This is a genomic window from Nocardia sp. PE-7 (genome assembly GCF_030486425.1).
In the GTDB taxonomy this organism is placed as follows: Bacteria; Actinomycetota; Actinomycetes; order Mycobacteriales; family Mycobacteriaceae; genus Nocardia; species Nocardia salmonicida_A.
In genome coordinates, this window is record NZ_CP129614.1 from 2,937,788 (window position 1) to 2,963,715 (window position 25,928).

The 25,928-nt window shown below is 69.1% G+C and carries 24 protein-coding genes; 20 read left to right on the forward strand and 4 right to left on the reverse strand.

What is annotated here, in order from left to right; translation table 11 throughout:
- Nucleotides 1–13: 13 nt before the first annotated feature.
- The gene (locus QX204_RS13750; RefSeq protein WP_301907157.1) at nt 14–862 is read right to left on the reverse strand and encodes a sulfurtransferase; all 849 of its coding nucleotides are present in this window, start codon (nt 860–862) and stop codon (nt 14–16) included.
- A gap of 402 nt (nt 863–1,264) precedes the next feature.
- Between QX204_RS13750 and QX204_RS13755 the strand changes: the two genes are divergently transcribed.
- Nucleotides 1,265–2,224, forward strand: coding sequence for a hypothetical protein (locus QX204_RS13755; RefSeq protein ID WP_301907158.1), 960 nt, complete (start codon nt 1,265–1,267; stop codon nt 2,222–2,224).
- A 257-nt stretch (nt 2,225–2,481) separates the two neighbouring features.
- On the opposite strand, the gene QX204_RS13760 is transcribed toward QX204_RS13755, so the two are convergent.
- Entirely contained in the window at nt 2,482–3,501 is a 1,020-nt protein-coding gene (locus tag QX204_RS13760; protein WP_301907159.1) for a MerR family transcriptional regulator, read from the reverse strand.
- Nucleotides 3,495–4,157 (reverse strand): HEAT repeat domain-containing protein, encoded by a 663-nt coding sequence (locus QX204_RS13765; RefSeq protein ID WP_301907161.1) that lies wholly within the window; start codon nt 4,155–4,157, stop codon nt 3,495–3,497. Before QX204_RS13765 ends, QX204_RS13760 begins: the two co-directional genes overlap by 7 nt.
- A gap of 174 nt (nt 4,158–4,331) precedes the next feature.
- Between QX204_RS13765 and QX204_RS13770 the strand changes: the two genes are divergently transcribed.
- The 3 genes from QX204_RS13770 to QX204_RS13780 all read left to right on the forward strand — a co-directional run bounded on the left by QX204_RS13770 (nt 4,332) and on the right by QX204_RS13780 (nt 6,308).
- A complete protein-coding gene (locus tag QX204_RS13770; protein WP_301907162.1) occupies nt 4,332–4,874 on the forward strand; it encodes an MOSC domain-containing protein in 543 nt (180 codons plus the stop codon).
- Nucleotides 4,875–5,015: 141 nt separating this feature from the next.
- Entirely contained in the window at nt 5,016–5,771 is a 756-nt protein-coding gene (locus tag QX204_RS13775) for a MerR family transcriptional regulator (protein ID WP_301907163.1), read from the forward strand.
- Nucleotides 5,772–5,954: 183 nt separating this feature from the next.
- Nucleotides 5,955–6,308 carry a DoxX family protein gene (locus QX204_RS13780; protein ID WP_301907164.1) on the forward strand — a complete coding sequence of 118 codons (354 nt, stop codon included), beginning with the start codon at nt 5,955–5,957 and terminating at the stop codon, nt 6,306–6,308.
- Nucleotides 6,309–6,440: 132 nt separating this feature from the next.
- On the opposite strand, the gene QX204_RS13785 is transcribed toward QX204_RS13780, so the two are convergent.
- The gene (locus QX204_RS13785; RefSeq protein WP_301907165.1) at nt 6,441–7,319 is read right to left on the reverse strand and encodes a sulfurtransferase; all 879 of its coding nucleotides are present in this window, start codon (nt 7,317–7,319) and stop codon (nt 6,441–6,443) included.
- Between the two features lie 802 nt (nt 7,320–8,121).
- Here QX204_RS13785 and QX204_RS13790 point away from each other — a divergent pair.
- The 16 genes from QX204_RS13790 (at nt 8,122) to fabD (ending at nt 25,872) form a co-directional block, all read left to right on the forward strand.
- On the forward strand, nt 8,122–9,264 hold the full coding sequence (locus QX204_RS13790) for a helix-turn-helix transcriptional regulator (protein ID WP_301907992.1): 1,143 nt from the start codon (nt 8,122–8,124) through the stop codon (nt 9,262–9,264).
- 286 nt (nt 9,265–9,550) lie between these two features.
- On the forward strand, nt 9,551–10,726 hold the full coding sequence (locus QX204_RS13795; protein ID WP_301907166.1) for an acyl-CoA dehydrogenase family protein: 1,176 nt from the start codon (nt 9,551–9,553) through the stop codon (nt 10,724–10,726).
- Between the two features lie 29 nt (nt 10,727–10,755).
- Nucleotides 10,756–12,504: an acetyl/propionyl/methylcrotonyl-CoA carboxylase subunit alpha gene (locus QX204_RS13800; RefSeq protein WP_301907167.1), complete on the forward strand. Its 1,749-nt coding sequence runs from the start codon at nt 10,756–10,758 to the stop codon at nt 12,502–12,504.
- A 20-nt stretch (nt 12,505–12,524) separates the two neighbouring features.
- Complete coding sequence (locus QX204_RS13805; protein WP_301907168.1) at nt 12,525–13,979, forward strand: FAD-dependent monooxygenase; 1,455 nt, start codon at nt 12,525–12,527, stop codon at nt 13,977–13,979.
- A 23-nt stretch (nt 13,980–14,002) separates the two neighbouring features.
- Nucleotides 14,003–14,329 carry a TcmI family type II polyketide cyclase gene (locus QX204_RS13810; protein WP_067445797.1) on the forward strand — a complete coding sequence of 109 codons (327 nt, stop codon included), beginning with the start codon at nt 14,003–14,005 and terminating at the stop codon, nt 14,327–14,329.
- Nucleotides 14,326–15,603 (forward strand): beta-ketoacyl-[acyl-carrier-protein] synthase family protein, encoded by a 1,278-nt coding sequence (locus tag QX204_RS13815; protein ID WP_301907170.1) that lies wholly within the window; start codon nt 14,326–14,328, stop codon nt 15,601–15,603. The genes QX204_RS13810 and QX204_RS13815 overlap by 4 nt, the downstream gene beginning before the upstream one ends.
- Nucleotides 15,600–16,823: a ketosynthase chain-length factor gene (locus tag QX204_RS13820; protein ID WP_301907171.1), complete on the forward strand. Its 1,224-nt coding sequence runs from the start codon at nt 15,600–15,602 to the stop codon at nt 16,821–16,823. Before QX204_RS13815 ends, QX204_RS13820 begins: the two co-directional genes overlap by 4 nt.
- Before the next feature lie 14 nt (nt 16,824–16,837).
- Nucleotides 16,838–17,101, forward strand: a complete 264-nt coding sequence (locus QX204_RS13825; protein WP_056819520.1) for an acyl carrier protein — start codon at nt 16,838–16,840, stop codon at nt 17,099–17,101.
- A 33-nt stretch (nt 17,102–17,134) separates the two neighbouring features.
- Complete coding sequence (gene fabG, locus QX204_RS13830; RefSeq protein WP_301907172.1) at nt 17,135–17,917, forward strand: 3-oxoacyl-ACP reductase FabG; 783 nt, start codon at nt 17,135–17,137, stop codon at nt 17,915–17,917.
- Between the two features lie 29 nt (nt 17,918–17,946).
- Nucleotides 17,947–18,894: an aromatase/cyclase gene (locus tag QX204_RS13835; protein WP_301907174.1), complete on the forward strand. Its 948-nt coding sequence runs from the start codon at nt 17,947–17,949 to the stop codon at nt 18,892–18,894.
- Complete coding sequence (locus tag QX204_RS13840) at nt 18,875–20,830, forward strand: SDR family oxidoreductase (protein ID WP_301907175.1); 1,956 nt, start codon at nt 18,875–18,877, stop codon at nt 20,828–20,830. Before QX204_RS13835 ends, QX204_RS13840 begins: the two co-directional genes overlap by 20 nt.
- 35 nt (nt 20,831–20,865) lie before the next feature.
- Nucleotides 20,866–22,437 (forward strand): acyl-CoA carboxylase subunit beta, encoded by a 1,572-nt coding sequence (locus QX204_RS13845; protein WP_301907176.1) that lies wholly within the window; start codon nt 20,866–20,868, stop codon nt 22,435–22,437.
- Entirely contained in the window at nt 22,434–22,643 is a 210-nt protein-coding gene (locus QX204_RS13850; RefSeq protein ID WP_301907177.1) for an acyl-CoA carboxylase epsilon subunit, read from the forward strand. The genes QX204_RS13845 and QX204_RS13850 overlap by 4 nt, the downstream gene beginning before the upstream one ends.
- Before the next feature lie 14 nt (nt 22,644–22,657).
- Nucleotides 22,658–23,677 (forward strand): LLM class flavin-dependent oxidoreductase, encoded by a 1,020-nt coding sequence (locus QX204_RS13855; RefSeq protein WP_301907178.1) that lies wholly within the window; start codon nt 22,658–22,660, stop codon nt 23,675–23,677.
- Nucleotides 23,670–24,887: an MFS transporter gene (locus tag QX204_RS13860; RefSeq protein ID WP_301907179.1), complete on the forward strand. Its 1,218-nt coding sequence runs from the start codon at nt 23,670–23,672 to the stop codon at nt 24,885–24,887. The genes QX204_RS13855 and QX204_RS13860 overlap by 8 nt, the downstream gene beginning before the upstream one ends.
- A 31-nt stretch (nt 24,888–24,918) precedes the next feature.
- Nucleotides 24,919–25,872 carry an ACP S-malonyltransferase gene (gene fabD, locus QX204_RS13865; RefSeq protein WP_301907180.1) on the forward strand — a complete coding sequence of 318 codons (954 nt, stop codon included), beginning with the start codon at nt 24,919–24,921 and terminating at the stop codon, nt 25,870–25,872.
- Nucleotides 25,873–25,928 lie beyond the last annotated feature (56 nt).

Below are 25,928 nucleotides of genomic sequence, written 5' to 3' on the forward strand. Positions count from 1 at the left end.
GGCCGTGGGAAGGTCAGCCGGGCAGTGTCCCCGTGGCGATCGGGCGGGCCGGATCGGCGGTCCAGTGCGACCACGAACCGGGATACAGGGCCGCGGTCACTCCGATTGTGCTCAGCGCCAGCACATCCAGCGTCGCGGCCACGCCGCCGCCGCAATACGACCCGATCGGCGCACCGGTGAGATAGGGCGCGTAGAGCCCGCGCAGGGTGTCGGCGTCGGCGAGGTAGCCCTCGCGCAGATTGTCGACGCCCGGCAGGCTGTGCGCGCCGGGGATGTGGCCGCTGGTGGCGTCGTCACCGGAGCCGGTGTAGGCGCCGATTCCCCTGGCATCGAGCAGATGTCCGTCGCGGGCGAGGGCGCCGGCGCTTTCGGCATCGAGAGTCGGCAGCGATCCGAGCCGCACCCGCGCGGTCCCTCCACCGCTGGCCGGACGGGTATCGGTGAGTTCCTGACCCGCGGCCAGCCATGCCGACAGCCCGCCATCGAGGAAACGAACGTCGGCCAGACCCGCCCATCGCAGCACCCACCACACACGGGACGCGCTGGACGGATGATCCGGGCTGTACACCGCGACCACGCTGGACTCGTGTACTCCCCACTGTTCCAGCAGTTCCTGGACCTGCGATTCTCGGGGCAGTGGACCGTTACCCGAGGTTTCGGTCCGTGGTCCGACGAGCGCGGCGAAATCGACGAGGTGCGCGCCCGGTAGGTGCCCGGCGGGCACCTCGTCCGACAGTGCGAGGTGCGCGCCCGCCGGAAGGGTGTCCCGATCCCGGCGGACCTCCAGGACGACGACATCGGCACCGGCGTCCAGCGCGGCGGCGAGTTCGACAGCGGAAATTACCGGGGGTACGACGGTCATCGTGTTCCTTCCGACGATGAGGACATTTCTCACCCGACGCTAATTCGACCCACCCCGCAGCTGAACCGTTGAGCTCGCCGGGATCCTTACCCGGTGCCCGCGACGTGCATCGAAGCTGACGTGACAGCGAGCAGACGCCAGCTGCGGATCGCGGTGAAACCGGTCGCGCTCCAGGTGGTATCCGACCGCCGCCGACCACACTGCCCCTCTCGATCGGTACGCACTGTTCCACCGTCGAGGGGTGACGGGCCCGGACTGACCGCGCTCCGGGAGGAGTGCAACAGGTGCCGTGGCTGGTTCCCCGGGCGCGGCGGTGCGTAACGCGCGAGGCGCCGGATCCGACCGCAAGGGTGTGAGCTGGGCTATCGAGGACGGGACGGAGGGCGCATGACGGTCGGTCGGATGAGACGAACAGCCGTGGTGGCCGGGGCCGCGGGCGTTCTCGGGCTCCTCGGATACGGAGAACTCGCGGTTGCTCAGCCGAACGTCGCTCCCAGTGCAAAGAGCGCTGTCGTCGCAGGACTGCGCTCCACCGAGGTTCCGGGGGGTGATGGACCCGGTTCCGGCGACGCCGTCCGGTTCGTCGCGGTTCCGGGAGACCACGGTCATGGCGGGAACAACGGGAACTCGAACCCTGGCAGCGGTAACGGCAACCAGGGAAATGGTGGCGGGAATCAGGGCAACAACGGGAATCAGAACCCCGGCAGCGGTAACGGTAACCAGGGTAACGGTGGCGGGAATCAGGGCAACAACGGGAATCAGAACCCCGGCAGCGGTAACGGTAACCAGGGTAACGGTGGCGGGAATCAGGGCAACAACGGGAATCAGAACCCCGGCAGCGGTAACGGCAACCAGGGAAATGGTGGCGGGAACCAAGGCGACAACCCGAACCCCGGCAATGCCCCGGAGCCCCAGGCGCCTGCCCCGGGATCCGCTCCCGAGGTCCCGGCCCCCGATGCAGCGCCGGCACCCGTGCTTCCCGAGCCGCAGGCTGCCCAGCCGGATACTGCCGAACCCGGCGGCGACTCACCTGGCGGCGACGCACCCGGCGGCAGCACAGCACCGCCGGTCGGATCTGTGCCAGGGGGAGTCGGAGAGTCGCTCGGACCGCCGGCTCCCGGCGGAGTAGGTGATCCACCCGCGTCCGCGCCCGGCGGCGGAGCGACGGTCGCGGCCCACGAGGTCACGCCCACCAGCGACACGGGCGATCTTCCCGAGCCGAATCTTCTCTCGGTGATCGGCGGTCTCCTAGCCTTGGGGCTCGCCGGTGGCGGATCGGCCGCGGTCAGCTTCCAAGGCGCTGCCCAGGCTCAGGCCCGCCTCGATGCCGCCCGCGCCGAGTTCTTCGGACCGCGTGCGTGATCGTGGGCCGCATGCCGCGCCGGTGAGTGGGCGGGCTCTCGGCCCCGTCGGTGACCTCCCACCTATCCGGGCGTAGGCAGGACTCAGGTTGCCGGGCTGCCGGCCCGCGATCGACTGCAGCGCAGGCAGACTCACGTCGGCGGCGCACAGAACACACGTTGCGATGCGACCGGTCTATCCCGCCTCATCGTCGTGCTCCTGTGGTCGATCGCCCAGGTTCGCCATGGCAGCTTTGAATGCGTCGATACCATTTGTTATCAACGATCCTGGCTCGCCCGGGAGGCCACCAGTTCGGCGAAGGCGGTCGCGACGAGGGCGACAGAGTGATCGGCGTCCTCGCTCAGTGCCCGCAAGGTCGCCAGCGCACGGGTGCCGGGCAGTTCCACCAGCGCCTGGATGAGCCGGATTCGGATGCCTGCGTCGTCCTCGTGTGCGGTCAGCGCGTCGGTCAGCGCGCGCAGTATTCGATCCGCGGAGTCCGGGTCCTCCGACAGCGCGCCCAGCACTTCGCCCGCGTCGACATCGTTGGTGCCCGCGATCACCATGGCCACCAGGACCGGTTCGGCCGCACTCACCCCGCGGGTACCGGCGGCCAGGGCGGCGGGGCCGCGGACGGCGGAGTCCGGGTCGTCGATCGCGGCGATGAGCAGCTCGGTCGCGGCATCGCCCGGGATCTCGGCCACCGCCAGCACGGCCCGGCGCCGGACCTCGACGTCGGGGACGGTCAGCCCGGTCGCGAGCGAGACCAGCCCTTCGTCACCGGCCCTCGACAGTGCCCAGCGCAGGGCGCCTGCCATGTTGGGTTCGGCCTCGGCGAGCACGGCCGCGGCCAGCAGGTCGGTCGGCACCGGTTCGTTGTCGGCCGGGTTCAGCACCGCCTGCAGGCGACGGTGCGGGTCGCTCGAGCCGAGCGTGCGCACGAGTTGCACGATGCGCAGCACATCGCGCCAGTCTCCGGGCTCGGCGTTCTCGACCGCGCGCAGTCGCTCGAGCAGTTCGCGTTCGCGCACCAGCCGTTCCTCGGTGCGTCGGATGAGATCGCTGACCAGGGCCTGCGGCGTGAACGACTGATCTGCCAGTACCTGGGCGATCTCGCGCAGCGACAGGCCAAGGGAGCGAAGGCTTTCCACGTGGAAGATGCTGCGGATGTCGGCATCGGAGTACTGGCGGTAGCCGCCGACGGTGCGCCCGGTGGGGCGTACCAAACCGAGTGAGTCGTAGTGGCGCAGCATTCGGGTGCTGACTCCCGAACGCCGCGCCACCTCGCCGATCAGCACGGCGCGCCGTCGAGCGCCGCGACCCGCTTTGCCGCGTCGATGTCGAGCTCGAAGGCGGCGTCCGGGTCACGCAGCAACTGCTCGGTGGCCTCTGCGTGCGCTCGCACGTGCGGGTCGGTGCTGCTCGCCGCCCGGTGCAGTACCGCGAGGATCACCTCGCCCAGTGTGGTCAGCGCCCGGCTCAGACTGCGTCGCACCTCCCGATCGCCGCGCCCGAATTGGGTGGACAGTTCGTAGGCCAGCGCCTCGCGCTCGGTGTCGGGCACCAGAACAACGGCTGCGCGCCACGCGCTGCGCGCGACGTCGTCGTCGGGATCGCGCAGCAGCGCCGGGGTGATCGCCGGCCAGACCGCCGGATCGCCGATCTTGGACAGTGTGTGCAGCGCCTGGCTGCGGGCCTGCGCGCCGTCGGATTCCAATTCGGCGCGAAGCCTGGGCACGGTCAACTCGGCGGGGAGCCTGGTCAGCGCCCAGGTGAGCATGTCGCGGACGAAGAAGTCCGGCTCCACGGCACAGCGGTCGATCAGGGCTCCGAGCAGCGTCGGGCCGGGATGTGTGCCCGCGAGCAGCGCGGCCTGCAGTCGGGTCGACGCGTTCTCCGCGCGCAGTGCGGCAAGCAGCCGCGGATCTACCGATTGTCCCGGTGTCGGGTTCATGGGAACCACCTCCTGCCTCCAGTGAAGACGTTGTCACTGTGTCAGGGTCAAGCGCTGGATCGTGTCAGGTCGCGCATGGCAGACCTCTCGCGAGTCGAAAACCACCCGAGAGTCCCCACGGCCCCGGGTTACGCTCGAATCGACGTTTCGGACGACGAGGGGACACGAAACACGATGAGCGGCACAGTGATCGCGGTGAACAGCAATGGCGAGTACTCGTTCACCAAGCCGACCCGGCCCAGCATTCGCCTGTTGACCGGCCTCGGCGTAGAAGGCGATGTCCACGCCGGAACGACCGTCAAACACCGGTCTCGTGTCGCGCAGGACCCGACCCAACCGAACCTGCGGCAGGTTCACCTCATGCACGAGGAGCTGTTCGGCGAAGTCGCCGAACACGGATTCGAGGTGTTCCCCGGCGATCTCGGTGAGAACATCACCACCAGCGCCATCGATCTGCTCGCACTACCGGTGGGCACGCTGCTTCGGATCGGCTCCGACGCGGTGGTCGAAGTAACCGGCCTGCGCAACCCGTGCGTGCAGATCGACAGATTCCAGGAAGGGCTGTTGAAGCGGCTCGTCCATCACGATGCGGCAGGCACCGTTGTGCGCAAGGCCGGAATCATGGGCGTGGTCACCGCAGGTGGTGAGGTCAGGCCCGGCGACAGCATTGTCGTCGAATTTCCGCCGGAGCCGTGGCGGGCGCTGGACCGGGTCTAGGCAACGGAAATCTTTCGGCAGTCGGGGTCGTCGAAGACCCGTGGATCCGGTCGGCGAATTCGGGCTTGCACCTGACGTAACGTCAGGTTCTACCGTCGACGATGCCGACGCACAGTGCGTCGGTGGAAGTGGGATGAACGGATGAACCAGCGCGGAACCGGGCGTCTGTGGAAGGTCGGTGAGCTCGCGGCCGAGGCCGGGCTGACCGTCCGGACGCTGCACCACTACGACCGCATCGGGTTGGTCCATCCTGCGGAGCGCAGCAGCACCGGTCACCGGCTCTACACCGCGGGAGATGTCGAGCGGCTGTATCAGGTGCTCGCCTTGCGTCAGCTGGGCCTCGGGCTGGATCAGATCGCCGATGTGCTCGCGGGCGCCGTCGCGATGTCGCGGGTATTGGCTGCTCATCGCGACTATCTGGCCGCACAGCTGGCCGCGACCCGGGACCTGCATGCTCTGGTCGCGGCACTGGCCGCCACGGCGGACAGCCGCTCGGACGCATCCACAGAACACTTCCTGGATTTGATCAGGAGGACCGTCATGGTCGACGACACCATCAAGCAATATTTCACCGAGGAGCAGGTCACTCAGCTCGCGCTGCGCCGGGAAGAGCTCGGCGAACAGCGTATTCAGCAAGCCGAGGCGGACTGGGCCGTGCTGATCCCACAGGTCGACGCGGCGATAGCGGCGGGCATGGACCCGACCTCACCGGAGGCGCAGCATCTGGCGGCTCGATGGATGGCACTGTTGGAAGGGTTCCACGGCGGTGACGCGGGCCTGCGCGACAGCATGTACCGGATGCAAGCCGAGGAGGCCGAGCGCATCGAGAGCGAGTACTGCGGACCCTCACCCGCGCAGATCGAGTTCATCACCACCGCGAACGCCGCACGCGGGTAGCGGTTTCGGCGAGGCCGTGCGGGACGCTTGCGTAGTCCACGTCGCTGCACCGCAGTAGCGCCCACGCTGCTGTTCGTGGAGCGTGGTGTGGGCCGGCCGGTATAGAGACGGAGCGCTTCGTTTGATGGCCATCCGGATAGATTTCTTGCACCGCAACGGAATTCATCATCGAAGGAGGATCTGATGTTCACTCTGTACGCCGTCCTCACCTTACTGACCGCGACGGCGACCGGCCTGGGGTGCTGGATGAACTACATCCGCCATCCCATCCCGGTCGCCGCGGCGAAAGTCGTCCAGGTGCCGGAGTCCTGGATTGTGGTGATGGGTACGCTGCTCGGCGCTGGTGCGCTCGGACTTCTCGCCGGGTTCGTCGTTCCGGCGCTGGGGATCGCGGCGGCGACCGGTTTGGTGCTCTACTTCGTCGGAGCTGTCGTAGCGCATCTGCGTGTCCGCGACTACGCGCTGGGACCTGTCTCGGTATTCCTGGGGCTCGCCGTCGCGACCCTGGCCGTCACGCTGAACTACCGGCTCGGGTGAGGTGCCTTCCAGTCATCGACATCGCGAGTATGTCTTTCACTGCGGCCCAAGGGCTTTGACGGCTCGGTGATTCGGTCCATGAAACTGGGTCGAAGTCTCGGCCGCGTCGTCGATGCGACCCGGGCTGGTGGGTCAGCCGGGCTGCTCGCCCACCACGAGAGGGAGCGCGGGGTCGGCGGTCCAGGCGGTCAGCGAACCGTCGTAGACGGCGACGTCGTCGCGTCCGACGAGGGCCAGCGCATGAGCGACGGTCGTTGCCGCGACGCCGCCGCCGCAATAGGTGACAGGCGTGATCGCTGGATCGAGTAGGCCCTCGGCATCGAACAATGCTCGCAGTTCCTCGAGGGGGCGCAGTGCTCCGGTCTCGGGATCGCGGATCCGGTCGACGGGCAGGTTGATGCTTCCGGGGATGTGGCCGGGCCGCGCGAAAACGTCTGTCTCGCCCCGGTAGATCGCGGCGTCGAGGACTGCGACAGTGCGGAACCTGTCGTCGGCGATCGCGGACTTCACCTCGTCGGTGGACCGGATGAGGTCCGGACGACGGCGAGCGGTGAAGGTGGCGGGCGTGGGCGTCACCGGGGAATTCGAAACCTCGCCACCCGCCGCTCGCCACGCGGAAAAGCCGCCGTCGAGGACTGCCACGTCGTCGAAACCTTCCAGGCGCAGGTGCCACCAGAAGCGGGTGGCCCAGATTCCGTCGTGCTGGTCGTAGATGACGACACGGACCCCGTCGCCGATGCCGATCGCGCCCGCGGCAGCGGCGAATCGCTCCGATTCCGGTGCGGTGCAGGGCTGATCGGACGCGGGATCGGCGAAGTCGGTGAGCAGATCCGCGAAGACGGCACCTGGGACATGTGTTGCCGCGTACGCGGTGCGCCCCGACTCGAGGGTGAACGTCCCGTCGTCGAGCACGGTGAAATCGGTGCTCGCGTCCACGACGAGAAGATCGGGCTCACCGTGATGGTCGCGCAGCCAGGACGCCGACACCGAGTGGGGGACAGTCTGCGCCATCTGGGCCTCCGATCACGTTGGTGGACACTGCATCCCGAATCTAGCGAGCATCCCGGGTCCGTCGCCAGACCACCGATCGCCGTGAGTGGAATCCGATCCTCCCGAGCCGCCGAGTTGAACCGGCGGATACAGTTTGCTGACCTTCCGAGATGACATCGTTGAACTGTCGAGTTACGGTTGATACCGAGACTGCTCGACGAGACGAGGAGGTTACTCGCCCGGCCCCCGGTCGCGCCGGGCCGCAGACGAGTCCCCGGACCCGAGGTCGGTGCGCAGGCGCCTCGGCGGTGTCCTTCCCGTTGCGCGCACGATTACCATCGCATTCCGGGGTCTGGCAATGGTCGATTCTGTTCCGGTAATAGGCTGTGCGAGCGTGTAATTCAGCTGTGATCTGCAAGAGATAAGATCATGGGATTCATATGTTGAACATCACTCTGAATTGCGCTGTGTCGCTGGTACTTTGGCAAACGGAGGGGAATTTCCGCGGCCTGTGATGGCGTGGAAGCTTGGCTTGCTGCACCAGGGAGACCTCATGACCAATCGTCCTGTGTTCCGCTCGGAAGGCGCATCGTCACCGAGCGTAGTGAATGTTATGTCGGAACGTCAGAAAGTGTTGTCGACCAATTCTCCTCGAATCTCGGGATGTGTCGATCTGGCGAGATGTGGTCACGCGGAATCGACTTGGTGTGACCGTAGAGACGCGCGGCTGACCGAAAAGATCGACTATCTGTCCGGCATCGGTCGTGCCGAGGCGCGCCTGCGTTTCGGCGATGCCGACACCTTGTGCGGCGGCGTGCAGAATATGCTCTTCCTGCACTGCGGAGTCCTGGACCGCGAGACCATCGTCCGGCGATCGGAACTCGTGCTCGATGCCGAATCCGACGAGCCGGACCCGGGGTGTTTATGGCTGTCGCTGCTGGCCCTGGTGTACGCGGATCGATGTGCGGAGGCTTCCGCGTACTGCACCCGGTGGCTGTCGGCTGATCGTGGCGAGATCTCGTTCCGGGTCTTCGAAGCCCTCACGCTGATTCGCGCCAGAATCGACGCGCAGTCCGGCCGCCCCGCGGCGGCGATCGAGGCGATGGAACCGCTGCTGCGTCGCGGTGTGACACCGGCGCTGCGCGGCATAGCGCTGGCCTGGCTCGTGGAGGCGCTGGTCCAGGTCGGCGATCTCGGCAGCGCGCGGTGTCTGTTCGAGGACCGGATGAGCGCGGCGGAGACGATGCCGGACCACGCCCACGTGCTCGCCGCCCGAGGCGCGCTGCACCGTGCCGAAGGGGACCTCGAACGCAGCCTGGCGGACTACCTGGCCTGCGGAAAGGTGCTGACCGCAGTGAATGTCGCCAATCCGGCGATCATTCCGTGGCGATCCCGCGCCGCGCTGGTGGCGGCCGCGCTGGGTCGCTGCGACCTCGCGGCGGCACTGGCCGACGACGAGCTCGCGGCGGCCCGGCGCTGGGGCTCACCGGGAGCGGTGGGGCGGGCTCTGCACGCGGTCGGCATGGCCCGGCGCAACGGTCGGTCGGTGGGCGCGCTCGAACGTGCCGTGGAGCTACTCGAACTCGCCGAAGCGCGCTACGAGCTGATGGGCGCACTCTGTGATCTGGGGCAGTTGCACGCGATCGAGGGTGACGCGCAGCGGTCACGGTGGGCGGTCGCCGCGGCCACCGAGCTCGCGTCCGCCGCCGGTATCAGACCTGTACTGCAGCGCGCGGGCTCGGTGCTCGGCGAACTGGACAACCAGCATCGCGAGACCGGCTTGACCAGGCAGGAGCGCAAGATCGCCGGCCTCGCGGTGCGCGGGCTCAGCAACAAGGAAATCGCCGAGCAGTTGTTCCTCACGGTGCGAACCGTGGAGTTCCACCTGTCCAATGTGTACCGCAAACTCGGTATCGCGGGTCGGCGTCAACTGGCCGGGGTAATGAATGCGCGGGAGTGCGCGTGAGGTAGTTTCCGGTAGTCGAATTACTCGGACGGCAGTCGTGTTCCGCACGACTGCCGTCCTTTTGTGCGTGGGTCGTCGTTCCCGAACATGTTGCCCGGGTGCTGATCCTGTGGTTTCCCCGGGCAGAACCTACGGGTCGACCGTAGAGTCGCTCCGCAGCTCTTGAATCATCATCGAATTCTGTGCGAGATTTTCGGTGATCGGTGAGCAGCGTTGTCGCCGAATAATTCTCGAACTTCTTCGATACCGCTTCGGTATTCACGATATTCGGCGAGAGGAATCGACCATGTCTACCAACCCGTCCCGTGAGGAACTCGTCGAGCGCGCCACCAAGCTGGCGCCGCTATTGCGCTCGCGGGCCCGGTGGATCGACGAGAACCGCCGCCTGCCCGACGATGTCATCGAAGCGATCGAGGAATCCTCGTTGCTGAACATGCAGGTTCCGGCGCAGTACGGCGGATACGAATCCGACACCCGGGATTTCGTGGACGTGCTCGCCGAGGTCGCCCGCGGCAACACCTCGGTGGCCTTCTGCCTGTCGATCTACGCCTCGCTCACCTGGATGTCGGCGCTGTGGCCCGACGCCGCACTCGACGAGGTCTTCGCGACACCGAACGTGCGGATCTCGGGCACCACCGCGCCCACCGGTACCGCGACGAAGGTCGACGGCGGTTGGGTACTGAACGGCACGTGGCGCTTCAACAGCGGTGTACTGCACGCACACTGGAAGGTCACCGTGGCGCTGCCGACCGAGCCCGGCGCCGAGCCGGTGCCGATCTTCGCCCTGGTGCCGACGGCTGATCTGCGCATCGTCGACGACTGGTACACCTCCGGGCTGGAAGGCTCCGGCAGCGTCTCGGCGGTCGCCGAGAACGTCTTCGTGCCCGAGCATCGGGTGATCACCGGCGAAGACTTCTACCAGAATCGGTCCAAGTCGGCGGTGAACGTGCTCAAGCCGAAGTACGCGGCCCCGGTGCTGGTGCCGGTCACCGCGATCCAGACCGGTCAGCTGGTCGGTGCGGCGCGGGCGGCGCTGGCGGCGTTCGTCGAACGGCTGCCCGGCCGGCCCATAACCTACACCGATTACCCCAGCCAGCTCGACGCCCCGGTCACCCATTTGCAGGTCGGCGAGGCGGCCTTGCTGATCGAGGACGCCGAGGTGCGGGCGCGCACCTACGCCGACGTGATCGATGCGAAGGCCGCGGCGAACGAGGCGTGGACCGAACAGGAACGGGTCTGGTCGCGGGTGCAGATCGGCTGGGTGGCCCACCAGGCCAAGCAGGCGGTGGAGATCCTGGCCCAAGCCAGCGGCGGTTCCTCGATCCAGCGCGACGTGCCGATCGCGCGGTTGCAGCGCGATATCCACGCGACCTCGCTGCACGCGATGATCACGCCCAGCGTGAACATCGAGCTGTACGGCCGTTCGCTGGTCGGCCTGCCGCCCAACACCGTCTACCTGTGACCGTGACGAAGCGACAGGGAGCACCGACGATGCGCAAGGTACTCATCGCCAATCGAGGCGAGATCGCGGTCCGCGTCGTGCGCGCGTGCCGCGACGAAGGATTGGCCGCGGTCGCGGTCTACGCCGAACCCGATCGGGACGCACCCCATGTGCGGCTGGCCGACGAGGCGTACGCGCTGGGTGGTGACACGCCGGCGACGAGCTACCTCGACGCCGCGAAACTGCTCCGCGCCGCAACTGCCGCCGGCGCGGACGCGGTTCACCCCGGCTACGGATTCCTCTCCGAGGACGCCGATTTCGCGCAGGCGGTGCTCGACGCGGGTCTCACCTGGATCGGCCCGCCGCCCGCGGCGATCCGTGCCCTCGGTGACAAGGTCTCGGCGCGGCGCATCGCCGAGGCGGTCGGCGCGCCACTGGTACCGGGCACGCGCGATCCGATCGGTGGCGCGGCCGAGGCGGTCGACTTCGCCGACCGGCACGGACTGCCGATCGCGATCAAAGCCGCCCACGGTGGCGGAGGTCGCGGGTTGCGGGTGGTGCACGAGCGCGCGGAGATCGCCGAACTGTTCGACGCGGCCGTGCGCGAGGCGACCGCGGCCTTCGGGCGCGGGGAGTGCTTCGTGGAGCGCTACCTCGAGCAGCCGCGTCACGTGGAAACCCAATGCCTCGCCGATGTCTTCGGGCATGTGGTGGTGGTGTCGACGCGGGACTGCTCGTTGCAGCGCCGCCACCAGAAGCTGGTGGAGGAGGCGCCCGCACCGTTTCTCACCGACGCTCAACGCGACGAGCTGTACCGGGCGTCGAAGGCGATCCTGTCCGAGGCGGGGTATGTGGGTGCGGGCACCTGCGAATTCCTGATCGGGCGTGACGGGACGCTGTCGTTCCTGGAGGTGAACACCCGGCTGCAGGTCGAACATCCCGTGAGCGAGGAAGTGACCGGGATCGACCTGGTTCGGGAGATGTTCCGGATCGCCCGCGGTGAACCCCTCGGCTACGACGACCCGCCCGCGCGCGGGCACGCGCTGGAGTTCCGCATCAACGCCGAGGACCCCGGGCGGGGATTCCTGCCCGCGCCGGGCACGGTGACGAAGTTCGCCGCGCCCTCGGGTCCGGGGGTGCGCGTCGATACCGGCGTGGAGCAGGGATCGGTGATCGGTCCGGCCTGGGACTCGTTGCTGGCCAAGGTGATCGTCACCGGCGCCGACCGCGATCAAGCGCTGGCACGGTCGCGCCGGGTGCTCGCCGAGCTCACCGTGGACGGCGTCGCGACGACGCTGCCGTTCCATCGAGCGATGCTCGACGACCCCGCCTTCACCGGCGCGCCGTTCACCGTGCACACCCGCTGGATCGAGACCGACTTCGACAATCGCATCCCCGCGCAGGACATCGCGGGGGAGACGACAGCCGAACCCCGACGGGAGACGGTGGTCGTGGAGATCAGCGGCCGCCGGCTGGAGGTCTCGCTGCCCGCCCCCGACCACATCGGCAGCGCGGCACCACGCCGCAGCGCTCGCACCGCGCGCGGTGGACGCGGCCCCTCCGCTTCCGACGCACTGGTCGCGCCCATGCAGGGCACTGTCGTGAAAATCGCTGTGACAGAAGGGCAATGGGTCGATTCCGGCGACCTCGTCGCCGTTCTCGAGGCCATGAAGATGGAACAGCCGCTCACCGCGCACCGGGCGGGCATCGTGCGCGAACTGACCGCCACCGTCGGCACGACGGTGAGCTCCGGCACCACTGTGTGCCGCCTCGACGACTCCGGAAGTCATGCGGCATGAACGGAATTCAGGAGGTAACCATGGACGCTGCCGTCATCGTGGCAGGCGCGGGACCGACCGGGCTGACACTGGCCGGGGAACTGCGGCTGGCGGGCGTCGACGTGATCGTCGTCGACCGGCTGCCCGCCCGCACCGGGGAATCGCGCGGCATCGGGTTGACCCTGCGCACCACCGAAGTGCTCGACCAGCGCGGACTGCTCGGCCGCTTCGGCGCGGTGGAGACCGGTTCGGCGGGGCATTTCGGCGGGATTCCACTCGACCTCACGGTCCTCGGCGCACCGCTGGAAGCGCCACGCGTGGTGCCGCAGTCGACGACCGAGGCGGTGTTGGAGGGCTGGGCGCGTGAGCTGGGCGCCGACATCCGGCGCGGACACGAAGTCGTCGGGCTCGACAGCGACGCCGACGGCGTCACCGTGCACTTCGCGGAGCACGCGCCGTTGCGTGCCGGCTACCTCGTCGGCGCCGACGGTGGTCGCAGCGTGGTGCGCAAGGCCGCCGGTTTCGACTTCCCCGGCACCCCGGCCACCACCGAACTGCTGCTCGCCGATGTTCGCGGGGTGGAGATCGCGCCGCGGATGATCGGCCAGCAGGTATCCGGCGGCATGGTGATGAGTGCCCCGCTGCCCGGCGGCGCCTACCGGATCATCGTCGGCGAACGCGGCGCCGCACCACGGCGGCGCACCGGCCCACCGGATTTCGCCGAGGTCGCCGACGTCTGGAAGCGGCTGACCGATGTCGACATCTCGCACGCGGAACCGGTCTGGGTGAGCGCCTTCGGTGACGCCGCGCGTCTGGTCACCGAGTGCCGGCGGGGGCGGGTGCTGCTCGCGGGCGACGCGGCGCACGTGCACCTGCCCGCGGGTGGGCAGGGCATGAACACCGGCATCCAGGACGCGGTGAACCTCGGCTGGAAGCTCGCCGCGGTGAGCCGCGGCAGGGCACCGGCCGCCCTGCTCGACACCTACCACGGGGAACGTCACCCGGTCGGGCAGCGGCTGCTGGCCAACACCAAGGCGCAGAGCCTGTTCATCCTCGGCGGCGAGGAGGTCGGGCCACTGCGTGAGGTGCTGCGCGAACTCGTGGCCTATCCGGAGGTGGAACGACACCTCGCGGCCCGGGTCACCGGACTCGACATCCGCTACGACGTGGGCGGCGGGTCCCATCCGCTACTGGGTGCGCGGCTGCCGCGGCGCAGGCTCGTGCGCGGCGCGCACGCCACCGACACCGCCGCACTGCTGCGGCCCGGCCGGGGCGTTCTGCTCGACCTCACCGACAACCCGGCGCTGCGCCGCAGGGCCGAGCCGTGGACCGACCGCATCGACGTGGTCACCGCGACGGCGGCCGAACCCATCGACGCCGACGCGCGCACCACCGCGCTGCTGGTGCGGCCCGACGGCCATGTGGCCTGGGTCGCCCCCGGCACGCACGACGACCTGCCGACCGTCCTGGACCGCTGGTTCGGGCCTGCCCGATGAACATCCGAGAGAAGGGGAAGTCAATGTTCAGCACACTGATCGTGGCCCGCATGGACCTCGCGTCCGCGGGCGATGTCGCCGGACTGTTCCGGGAATTCGACACCACCGAGCTGCCGCACCGGATGGGCACGCGCCGCCGCCAGCTCTTCCACTACCGCGGCCTGTACTTCCACCTGCAGGACTTCGACGAAGACAACGGCGGCGAACGGATCGAGGACGCCAAGACCGACGACCGCTTCGTGCGGATCAGTCAGGATCTCAAGCCGTTCATCGAGGCCTACGACCCGAAGACCTGGCGCTCACCGGCGGACGCGATGGCGCACCGCTTCTACGACTGGAACGCGCGATGAGCGCGCCCGAACGCCGCGTGGTGATCACCGGCGTCGGTGTGAGCGCCCCCGGCGGGGTGGGAACGAAGAGTTTCTGGGACCTGATCTCCAACGGCCGCACCGCGACCGGACGGATCTCGCTGTTCGATCCGGCGCCGTTCCGGTCCCAGGTGGCCGCCGAGATCGACTTCGACCCCGAATTACACGGCCTGACCCCGCAGGAGATCCGCCGGATGGACCGGGCGGCGCAGCTGGCGGTGGTCAGTGCCCGTGAGGCGGTCGCCGACAGCGGGCTCGAGTTCGACGATATCGACCCGTTTCGGACCGGTGTCACCATCGGCAGTGCGGTGGGCGCCACGATGGGCCTCGATGAGGAGTACCGCACCGTCAGTGACGGTGGGCGGCTGGAACTGGTCGATCACAACTACGCGGTGCCGCACCTGTACAACTACTTCGTCCCGAGTTCGTTCGCGACCGAAGTAGCCTGGGCGGTCGGCGCGCAGGGACCGTCGACCGTGGTGTCCACCGGGTGCACCTCCGGTCTGGACGCGGTCGGCTACGCCGCGGAGGTGCTGCGCGAAGGCGGCGCGGACGTGATGATCGCCGGCGCCACCGACGCGCCGATCAGCCCGATCACGGTGGCCTGCTTCGACGCGATCAAGGCGACCACCCCGCGCAACGACGATCCCGCGCACGCCTCACGGCCCTTCGACGCCAGCCGCAACGGCTTCGTCCTCGGCGAGGGCGCGGCGGTGTTCGTGCTCGAGGAGCTGGAGAGCGCGCGCAAACGCGGCGCGACGATCTATGCCGAGCTGGCCGGGCACGCCACCCGTTCCAATGCCTTCCACATGACCGGTCTGCGCCCGGACGGCAAGGAGATGGCCGAGGCGATTCGCACCGCACTCGGTCAGGCACGGATCGACGGCACCGAGATCGACTACATCAACGCGCACGGTTCGGGTACCAAACAGAACGACCGGCACGAGACCGCCGCGGTCAAACGCGTTCTCGGCGATCACGCGTATCGCACGCCGATGAGCTCGATCAAGTCGATGGTCGGGCATTCGCTCGGCGCGATCGGGTCGATCGAGATCGCGGCGTCGGTGCTGGCGTTGGTCAACAACGTGGTGCCGCCCACAGCGAACCTGCACAATCCCGACCCCGAATGCGATCTGGACTATGTGCCGTTGACCGCGCGCGACCACAAAGTCGACGTGGTGCTGTCGGTGGGCAGCGGGTTCGGTGGTTTCCAGAGCGCGGTCGTGCTCGCCGATCCGTTCCGGAGCCGACGATGACCGCCGCGGTGGTGACCGGGCTCGGCGTCGCCGCGCCGACCGGTCTCGGGCTGGAAGAGTACTGGCGCACCACGCTGGCGGGGCGCACCGGAATCCGCCGGGTCACCCGGTTCGACCCCGCGTCCTATCCGGCGCAATTGGCGGGGGAGATCACCGGATTCGAGGCCGAGGAGCATCTGCCTGGTCGGCTGTTGCCGCAGACCGACCGGATGACGCGGCTGGCTCTGGTGAGCGCGGACTGGGCCTTCGCCGACGCCGGCGTGCGACCCGACGAGCTGCCCGATTACGCCGCGGGCGTGATCACCGCCAGCAGCTCGGGTGGCTTCGAGTTCGGGCAGAACGAACTGCGCGCACTGTGGAGCAAGGGCGGCGAGTACGTGAGCGCCTATCAGTCCTTCGCCTGGTTCTACGCGGTCAACAGCGGGCAGATCTCCATCCGCAACGGGCTGCGCGGGCCGAGCAGCGTGGTGGTCAGCGACCAGGCCGGCGGGCTGGACGCGGTTGCCCAGGCGCGCAGGCAGATTCGGCGCGGCACCACGCTGGTGGTGACCGGCGCGGTCGACGCTTCGATCTGCCCGTGGGGGTGGGTGGCACAGCTGGCCGGCGGCGGACTGAGCACCGTCACCGACCCGGACCGCGCCTACCTGCCGTTCGACGCGCAGGCGGGCGGCTACGTCCCGGGTGAGGGTGGCGCGCTGTTGGTCCTCGAGGACGCCGAGCACGCCAGACGCCGCGATGCGCCCCAGATCTACGGCGAGATCGCCGGGCACGCGGCGACCATGGACCCGCGTCCCGACGGTCCTGGCGAACCGGGTCTGCGCCGGGCGATCGAACTCGCCCTCGGCGACGCGGGGGTGACTCCCGCCGAGATCGACGTCGTCTTCGCCGATGCCGCCGGCATCGCCGAACTCGATCGGATCGAGGTCGACGCCCTGGTCGCGGTGTTCGGTGCGCGCGGCGTGCCGGTGACAGCACCGAAAACCATGACCGGACGGCTCTATTCGGGCGCGGCACCGCTGGACCTGGCCGCCGCCTTCCTGTCCATCCGCGGCGGGGTGATCCCGCCGACCATCGGCACCGATCTCGCTGCGGACTATCAGCTCGACCTGGTCACCGAGGTCAGGCCCGCACCCGTGCGGACCGCGCTCGTGCTCGCTCGCGGCGTGGGCGGGTTCAACTCGGCCATGGTCGTGCGCGGCCCCGAACATCTTCGCCCCTGAGGAAAGGAAAGCCCGTGTCGACATCGTTCACTCTCGACGATCTGCGCCGCATCCTACGAGAAGGCAGCGGCGACAGCCCCGGCCTCGACGGCGAATTCGCCGACATCGAGTTCGAAGACCTCGGCTACGAGTCGCTGGCGCTGCTCGAGACCACCGGTCGGATCAAACGCGAATTCGGCGTCACCCTCGACGACGACGCCGTCGTCGCCGTGACCACGCCGCGCGCGCTGGTCGATCTGGTCAACGAACAGCTGCTCGAAGCGCCCCAGCCCAGCTGAGCGCGAAACCGATTGCCCGACAGGAGAACAGATATGACCAACGACGACAAGGTGGCTCTGGTCACCGGCGCCACCAGCGGCATCGGCCTCGCCTCGGTCCGTCAACTGGCCGGGCAGGGACACCGGGTGTTCCTGTGCGCACGCAACAAGGAGGCCGTCGCCGACACCGTCGCGCACTTGCGGGGCGAGGGCTTCGACGTGGACGGCACCACCGCCGATGTCCGTGCGGCCGAGGATATCTCGGCGTTCGTACGGGCCGCGGTCGACCGGTACGGCCCGGTGGACGTGTTGGTCAACAACGCGGGCCGCTCCGGCGGCGGCGTCACCGCCGACCTCACCGAGGAACTGTGGTCCGACGTGATCGCGACCAACCTCAACAGCGTGTTCCTCGCCAGCCGCGAGGTACTCACCACCGGCGGCATGCGAGAAAAACAGCGCGGCCGCATCATCAACATCGCCTCGACGGCGGGCAAGCAGGGCGTGGTGCTCGGGGCGCCGTACTCGGCGTCCAAGCACGGCGTCGTCGGGTTCACCAAGGCGCTCGGCAACGAGCTGGCCCCGACGGGGATCACGGTCAACGCCGTGTGCCCCGGCTACGTGGAAACGCCGATGGCACAACGGGTTCGGTCCGGCTATGCCGCAGCCTACGACACCACCGAGGACGCGATCCTCACCAAGTTCCAGGCCAAGATCCCACTCGGCCGCTACTCCACCCCCGAAGAGGTGGCCGGCCTGGTCGGCTACCTGGCGTCCGATCTGGCCGCCTCCATCACCGCGCAGGCCCTCAACGTCTGCGGCGGACTCGGCAACTTCTGATTCCGGCCGACGAGCACCAGGAGACTTCCATGACGACGCAGACCACCCGCGAGGTCGAGCACACGATCACCGTGGCGGCCCCGCCGACCGAGGTGTATCGCCTTCTGGCCGAGGTGGAGAACTGGCCCCGGCTGTTCCCGCCCTCGGTGTATGTGACCCGCCTCGAACACGAGGGCAACGAGGAACGCATCCAGATCTGGGCCACCGCCAACGGTGAGCCCAAGACCTGGATCTCGCGCCGCGTGCTCGATCCCGAGCAGCTGCGGATCACCTTCTGGCAGGAGGTATCCGCGCCCCCGGTGGCCCAGATGAGCGGCACCTGGATCATCGAACCGCGCGAGGACGGGGGGACCGAGCTGCGGCTGCTGCACTCCTACCGAGCCATCGACGACGATCCCGACGGGCTGGCGTGGATCGAGAAGGCCGTCGACGACAACAGCCGTGCGGAACTGCCCGGTCTCAAGGCCGCGGTGGAGTCGGTGGTGCGCACCGCCGATCTGACCCTGTCGTTCGTCGACTCGGTCGAGATCGCCGGTGCGGCAAGCGATGTCTACGACTTCGTCAACGAGGCGAACCTGTGGACCGAGCGCCTGCCGCACGTGGCCTCGGTGCAGCTCACCGAGAACACCCCCGGTGTGCAGGTGCTGCGCATGGACACCCTGACCAAGGACGGATCGAGTCACACCACCGAGTCGGTGCGGGTCTGCTTCCCCCAGCACCGGATCGCCTACAAGCAGACCACCCTGCCCGCGCTGATGGCCCTGCACACCGGCTACTGGGAGTTCCGGACCAACCCCGACGGCACGACCACCGCGTCCTCGCAGCACACGGTGATCGTCGAGGCGGCACGGATCACCGAGATCCTCGGCCCCGACGCCGGCGTGGCAGAGGCGCGGAACTTCCTGCGCGAGGCACTCGGGGGCAACAGCCGGGCCACGCTGAACCACGCCAAGAACTATGCCGAAGCCCGTAGATGACACCGACGTCCTGATCGTCGGCGCGGGGCCGGTCGGGTTGCTCCTCGCGGGCGATCTGGCCGGCCAGGGCGTGCGCGTGACGGTGGTGGAGCAGCGGATCACCCCCACCACCGAATCGCGGGCCTCCACCCTGCACGCCCGCACCATGGACGTGCTCGCCGAGCGGGGCGTGCTCGACCGGCTCGGGCCGCTGCCCGACGGCGGGCCGGGACACTTCGGCGGACTGCGCCTGGATCTGACCGAAGCCGATCCGGCCCACCGGTTCTCGGGCCAGTGGAAGTGCCCGCAGGTCCGGCTGGAAGCGGTACTGCAGGAACGAGCACTCGAGGCAGGCGCGGTGCTCCGGCGCGGGCACCGCGCCACCACCCTGACCGCGCAGGCGGGCGCTGTGCTGATCGACACCGTCACCCCGGACGGCGAACGGCACACCCACCGGGGCGCCTACCTCGTCGGTTGCGATGGGGAACGCGGCACCGTGCGCGAGCTGGCCGGATTCGAGCTGGCGGGTCTCGAGGCCGGGCGGGAGATGCTGCGAGCCGACGTGGCCGGAATCGATATCGCGGCCCGTCGATTCGAACGACTCCCGCACGGGCTGGCGGTGTCCTCGCGCTGGCCCGACGGCAGCACCAGGGTGATGGTGCACGTCTACGGCGCCGCACCCCGCGCCGGGGGCGGGGAACCGGAGCTCGCCGAGATCGCCGACGCTTGGGAACGGGTGACCGGCGAGTCGATCGGACACGGAACACCGTTGTGGCGCAACGCGTTCGACGACACCAGCCTGCAAGTCACCCGGTACCGGCGCGGCCGGGTCCTGCTCGCCGGTGACGCGGCCCATCGGCAGATGCCGGTGGGCGGCCAAGCCCTCAATCTCGGCCTGCAGGACGCGGCCGACCTGTCGGGCCGGTTGATCGCCGCGATCACCGGCACCGCAGGCGAGGCCGAACTCGACGGCTATCACCGCACCCGCCACGCCGTCGGCGCCCGCACCCTGACCAATATCCGCGCCCAGACCTTGCTGCTGCTGGGCGGACCGGAGGTTGAACCCGCCAGGCAGCTGTTCGCCGAGCTCCTGCGGCTCGGCGAAGTCCGATCCCATCTCGCCCGCATGATCAGCGGCCTGCCCGGTCCCGGCGACCCGGCGCCCGCACCACCCGATTCCAAGGAGACACCGATGAGCCTGACGAACAAGACCGCCCTGGTCACCGGATCCAGCCGCGGCATCGGCCGCGCGACCGCCCGCCAGCTCGCCGCCAAGGGCGCGCTCGTGGCCGTGCACTACGCGGACAACGAGGCCGCCGCCCGCGAGACCGTCGAGGTCATCGAGAACGACGGCGGCCGTGCGTTTCCCGTGCGTGCCGAGCTCGGCACGACAGGCGGCGTCCACGAGCTGTTCCTCGGTCTCGAACAGGGACTCAAGGAACGGACCGGGGAGACCACGCTCGACATCCTGGTCAACAACGCCGGTGTCACCACCCCGGCCGGCGTCGCCCCCGAGGACGTGACACCCGAGGACTTCGACCGGCTGTTCGCGGTCAATGTCCGCGCGCCGTTCTTCATCGTGCAGCGCGCTCTCGGCCTGCTGCCCGAAGGCGGGCGCATCATCAACATCTCCTCCGGACTCACCCGATTCGCCAGCCCCGACCAGGTGGCCTATTCGATGACCAAGGGCGCGGTGGAACAGATCACGCTGCACTTCGCCCGACACCTGGCACCGCGCGGGATCACCGTCAACAGCGTCGCGCCCGGCATCACCAACAACGGCAGCGCCGTGTTCGACATCCCGGAGGCGGTCGAGCAGATGGCGCAGTTCTCGGCGTTCAAACGGGTCGGCGAGGCGGTCGACGTCGCCGATGTCGTCACCTTCCTCGCCACCGACGAAGCCCGCTGGATCACCGGCGCGTTCATCGACGCCACCGGCGGGACGCTACTCGGCTGACAGCACGGCCGCCGCCGACCACATCAGGAGATCCGATGACGACAGTGCAAGAACCCACCGGGTACGCCCAACGGCTCGACGAACTCGACGCGCTCAAACGCGGCGCGCGTCAGGGCCCCGACCCGGCGGCCACCGAACGCCAGCACGCCAAGGGCAAACTCACCGCCCGCGAACGCATCGACCTGCTCCTCGACCCCGGTTCGTTCGTCGAGGTGGAGCCGCTGCGCAGACACCGGGCCACCGGGTTCGGACTGGAGGCGCGCAGACCCCACACCGACGGCGTGATCACCGGGTGGGGAACCGTGGACACGCGCACGGTCTTCGTCTACGCCAGCGACTTCCGGATCTTCGGCGGCGCACTCGGCGAGGCACACGCCCAGAAGATCCACAAGATCATGGACATGGCCGTCACGGCGGGCGCTCCGCTGGTCTCGCTCAACGACGGTGCGGGCGCCCGCATCCAGGAGGGCGTGACGGCACTGGCTGGCTACGGCGGGATCTTCCGCCGCAACACCAGGGCCTCGGGCGTCATCCCGCAGATCAGCGTCATGCTCGGGCCGTGCGCCGGCGGGGCGGCATACTCGCCCGCGCTCACCGACTTCGTCTTCGTGGTGCGCGATATCGCGCAGATGTTCATCACCGGCCCCGATGTGGTGCGCACGGTGACCGGCGAGGAGGTGACCCACGACGAACTCGGCGGCGCCGACATCCACGCCTCGGTCTCGGGGGTGGCGCATTTCGTCTACGACGACGAGCAGTCGTGCCTGTCCGAGGTCCGCGCGCTGCTGTCGATGCTGCCCGCCAACAATCGGGAGCTGCCGCCGGTGGCGTTCACCGCCGACCCCGCCGACCGGCAGACCACGGCGCTGACCGACCTGGTGCCGCTGGACGGCAACCGCCCCTACGACATTCGCGAGGTGCTGGCCGAAATCGTCGACGACGGCGACTATTTCGAAGTACAGGCCACCTGGGCGACGAACCTGGTGTGCGCGCTGGCCCGGCTCGACGGCCACGTGGTCGGGGTGGTGGCCAGCCAACCGATGAGCCTGGCCGGGGTGCTCGACATCGACGCCAGCGAGAAGGGCGCGCGGTTCGTCCAGTTCTGCGACGCCTTCAACATCCCGCTGCTGACCCTGGTCGACGTGCCGGGGTTCCTGCCCGGCGTCGGCCAGGAACACGCGGGCATCATCCGTCGCGGTGCGAAACTGCTCTACGCCTACTGCAATGCGACGGTGCCGCGCATCTCGTTGGTGCTGCGCAAGTCCTACGGCGGCGCCTACATCGTGATGGACTCGCTGTCGATCGGCACCGATCTCGCGCTGGCCTGGCCGACCAACGAGATCGCCGTGATGGGCGCCGAGGCCGCGGCCGATGTGGTGTTCCGGCGCGAGATCGCCGCGTCGGAGGATCCCGCGGCCACCCGGGACCGCAAGATCGCCGAGTACCGCGAGGAACTCGTGCATCCCTACTACGCGGCCGAGCGCGGACTCATCGACGACGTGATCGACCCGCGCGACACCCGTGGTGTGCTGATCCGCGCCTTCGCCATGCTGGCGGGCAAGGACACCGATCTGCCCCGTCGCAAGCACGGGAACCCACCGCAATGAGCGCCGCGGACCCGGTGCCCTTCCTTCGCGTCGAAAAGGGCAGCGCCGACCCGGACGAACTCGGCGCGTTGCTCCTGCTGTTGCTCGCCCGGCGTCGAGCCGCCGCCGCGGCGCCGACCCCGACCAGGCCCGTCGCCCGCTGGCGGCGTCTGGAACGCCGACCCGCCTTCACCGACCCCCGCGCGTGGACCGGATCCACCCGCTGACGAACGGAGCCACCATGGACGTCGGACTGCTCTTCGACCTGCGCAACCCCGCACAGTGGCAGCGCCCGTGGGCCGACCACTACGCCCGCACCCTCGAGTTCTGTGAGGAGGCCGACCTGCGCGGCGCGGGCGGAGTCTGGTTCACCGAACACCACCTGTTCGAGGACGGCTATCTCCCGCAGCCGCTCACCTTCGCCGCCGCGGCGGCCGCCAGAACCAAGCGGGTGCGCATCGGCACCGCCGTGGTGCTGCCCGCCCTGCGCAAGCCCGCCCAGCTCGCCGAGGAGGCCGCACTGGTCGATCTGATCAGCGGCGGACGGCTGGAACTCGGTCTCGGCGCCGGCTACCGCCTGCCCGAATACCAGCTCTTCGACACCGATTTCAGCCGCCGGTTCGCCCGCACCGGCGACAACATCGCCGAGATCCAGCGGTTGTGGGCCACCGGCGCGATCACGCCGGGACCGATCCAGGATCCCGTGCCGCTGTGGGGCGGGTTCTACGGTCCGCGCGGCGCCCGCCTGGCCGGGCGCCTCGGCATCGGGTTCCTGCATATCTCGCACCAGCTGTTTCCGCTCTACCGCGAGGGACTCATCGAAGGCGGTCACGATCCCGAGTCCGCGCGGGTCTCGGATCTGCTGCCGATCCTGCTGGCCGATGACCCCGAGGCCGCGTGGGCCCGGGTCGCACCACACCTCGCGTACCAGATGAACTCCTACCGGCAGCTGTCGGTGGAGGGCACCGACGCACCGGTGCCGCCCGCTCTCGAACTCGATCAGCTGCGCCAACGTCCGGAGGACGGGTCCTTCGGCCTGCTCGAGATCCTCACCCCCGAACAGGCCGCCGCGCGGATCCACGAACGGGTGGCCGGGCTGCCGGTGCGGCATCTGATCTTCTGGGCCAGCATCGCCGGTATGCCCGACGACCTGGTCACCCGCCACATCGAGCTGGTGAGCGAACAGTTGCCGCCGTTGCTGGACAAGCAGTTCCAGGTGAGCGCCGGCGGCCCGATCTCGGCGCGCAACGGCCATGGCTGACGTGCGACCAGCGGCGCCGACCTGGGATCGGCGCCGCTGGGTGCTGCTGCTGGTGCTGTCGGGCAACATGATTCTCGACGCCATCGAGGGCTCCATCCTGGTGCCGGGACTCGGCGTGCTCACCACCGAACTCAACCGGTCGATCGGGCACACCCAGTGGCTGCTCAGCGGTTTCGCGGCGGGGTTCGCCGCGCTGCTCCTCGCCGGGCCCGCGCTGGCCGCCCGGTTCGGGCGCAGGCAGGTCTATCTCGTCGCCATGGCGCTGTTCGCTGTCGCCTCGGTGATCGGCGGGCTCACCGACGACCTGACCCTGCTCGTCGCGACCCGGGTGGTGAAGGGCGCCGCTGCCGCGCTGACCGCACCCGCCGGGTTGGCGGTGATCGCCGCGGAGTTCCCGGCCGGTGCCCAGCAGCGCCGCGCGATCTCGGTGTACGCGGTCTTCGGCGCGGCCGGATTCACCACCGGCCTACTGCTGTCGGGGTGGCTCAGCGCGCTGAACTGGCACCTGCTGTTCGTGTTCCCCGCACCGATTGCACTGGCCCTGCTCATCGCCGCGTGGCGGGTTATCCCCGACCCACCGGTCGCCACACCGCCACGGCTGTCGAAACCGTTGTTGCGCAATGGTTCCCTGGTGCGGTCCGCACTCGGAGCGGGGGCACTCAACGGCGGCTACCTCGCCCTGCTGGTGGTGATCGCGGTGCAACTGCACGAGTCACTCGGTTGGGCGCCGTGGCAGATCGCCGTCGGATTGCTGCCCGCGAGTCTGCCGCTGGCACTGTCGGTTCCGTTCGCGGGACGCTTCGTGCAGCGGTACGGCACCGCGCGCCTGATCCTCGCCGGCGCGGTGGCGACGCTGGCCGGGCATCTGCTGCTGTTCGCCCGACCGGAGATCCACGACTACGTGACCGACGCGCTGCCGGTGCTGCTGCTGATCGAAGCCGGGTTCGTCCTGTCGTTCGCCGCACTGAACATGCAGTCGACCGCCACCGTGCCCGCCGAACTCCGCCCGATCGCGGTGCCGCTGTATCAAACCGGTGTCCAGTTCGGCGCGGCATTCGTGCTGCCGATCACTGTCGGAGTGGCGGTGGCCTTCGACGCCTACCGTCCCGCGGCGGCGGTGATCGCGGTCGCCGGGCTCCTCGCGGTGCTCGCCGCGAGCAGCGAACTTCGCGCCTCCGCGGCATCCGCACCGGCGAAAGTCGTTCCATGACAACCACAGTCACATCCAGGAGGTCCCAGTCATGACCGTCGACGTGTTCATCCGAGAACAGCCCGACCAGCTGGCGACGGGCCCGAGAACCCTGGCACTGTTCCCCGGCCAGGGCTCCCAGCGGCCCGGCATGGCCGCGTGGATTACCGACTACCCGGTGGCCGAGGAGGTCTTCCGCCGCGCCGACGACATTCTCGGTATCCCGTTGACCCAACTGTGCGTCGACGGCACCGCCGAGCAGTTGCGGGCCACCGACGTGGCCCAGCCCGCGATCGTCGCCACCAGCCTGGCCCTCAGTGCGGTCCGCGCACAGCGGGGGCTGCCGCCCGCGGCGGTCGCCGGTCACAGCCTGGGGGAGTTCACCGCCCTGGCCGTCGCCGGAGTGTTCGGCGAGGACACCGTCCTGGAGCTGGTCCGCCGCCGCGGCGAGCTCATGGCCGAGGTCTCACGCCGCTACGACGGCGCGATGAGCGCCGTAATCGGCTTACCCGCCGAGCAGGTCGACGCGCTGTGCGCCCGCGTCACCTCGGGCGTCGTCGGCGTGGCCAACTACAACCAGCCGACCCAGACCGTGGTCTCCGGCGCCGCCCCCGCCGTAGCCGACCTCGAGGACCTGGCCCGGTCCGCCGGCGCGGCGAAAGTGGTGCGGCTCAAAGTCGCCGGAGCGTTCCACTCACCGTTGATGGCCGATATCGCCGCCGAGTTCGGCGCCGAACTCGACCGCTACACCCTCCGGCCGCCGCTCGTTCCGGTGCTCAGCGCGGTCACGGCCGACTACGTCACCGACCCCACCGAGATCCGCGCCCTGCTGCGCGGCCAACTGCTCGCCCCGGTCCGCTGGGTGGAGACCGTCCGGCGTGCCGCCGAGGACGGCTACGACGAACTGGTCGAACTGGGACCGGGCCAGGTGCTGACCGGATTCTCGCGCCGCATCGTTCCCGACGTCAGCTCGACGGCGATATCCACACCCGAAGCGCAGGGCTAGCCGATGACGCACCAGATGTCACTGGTCGTGGGTTGACGCAAGCGGTGGCGCGGTCT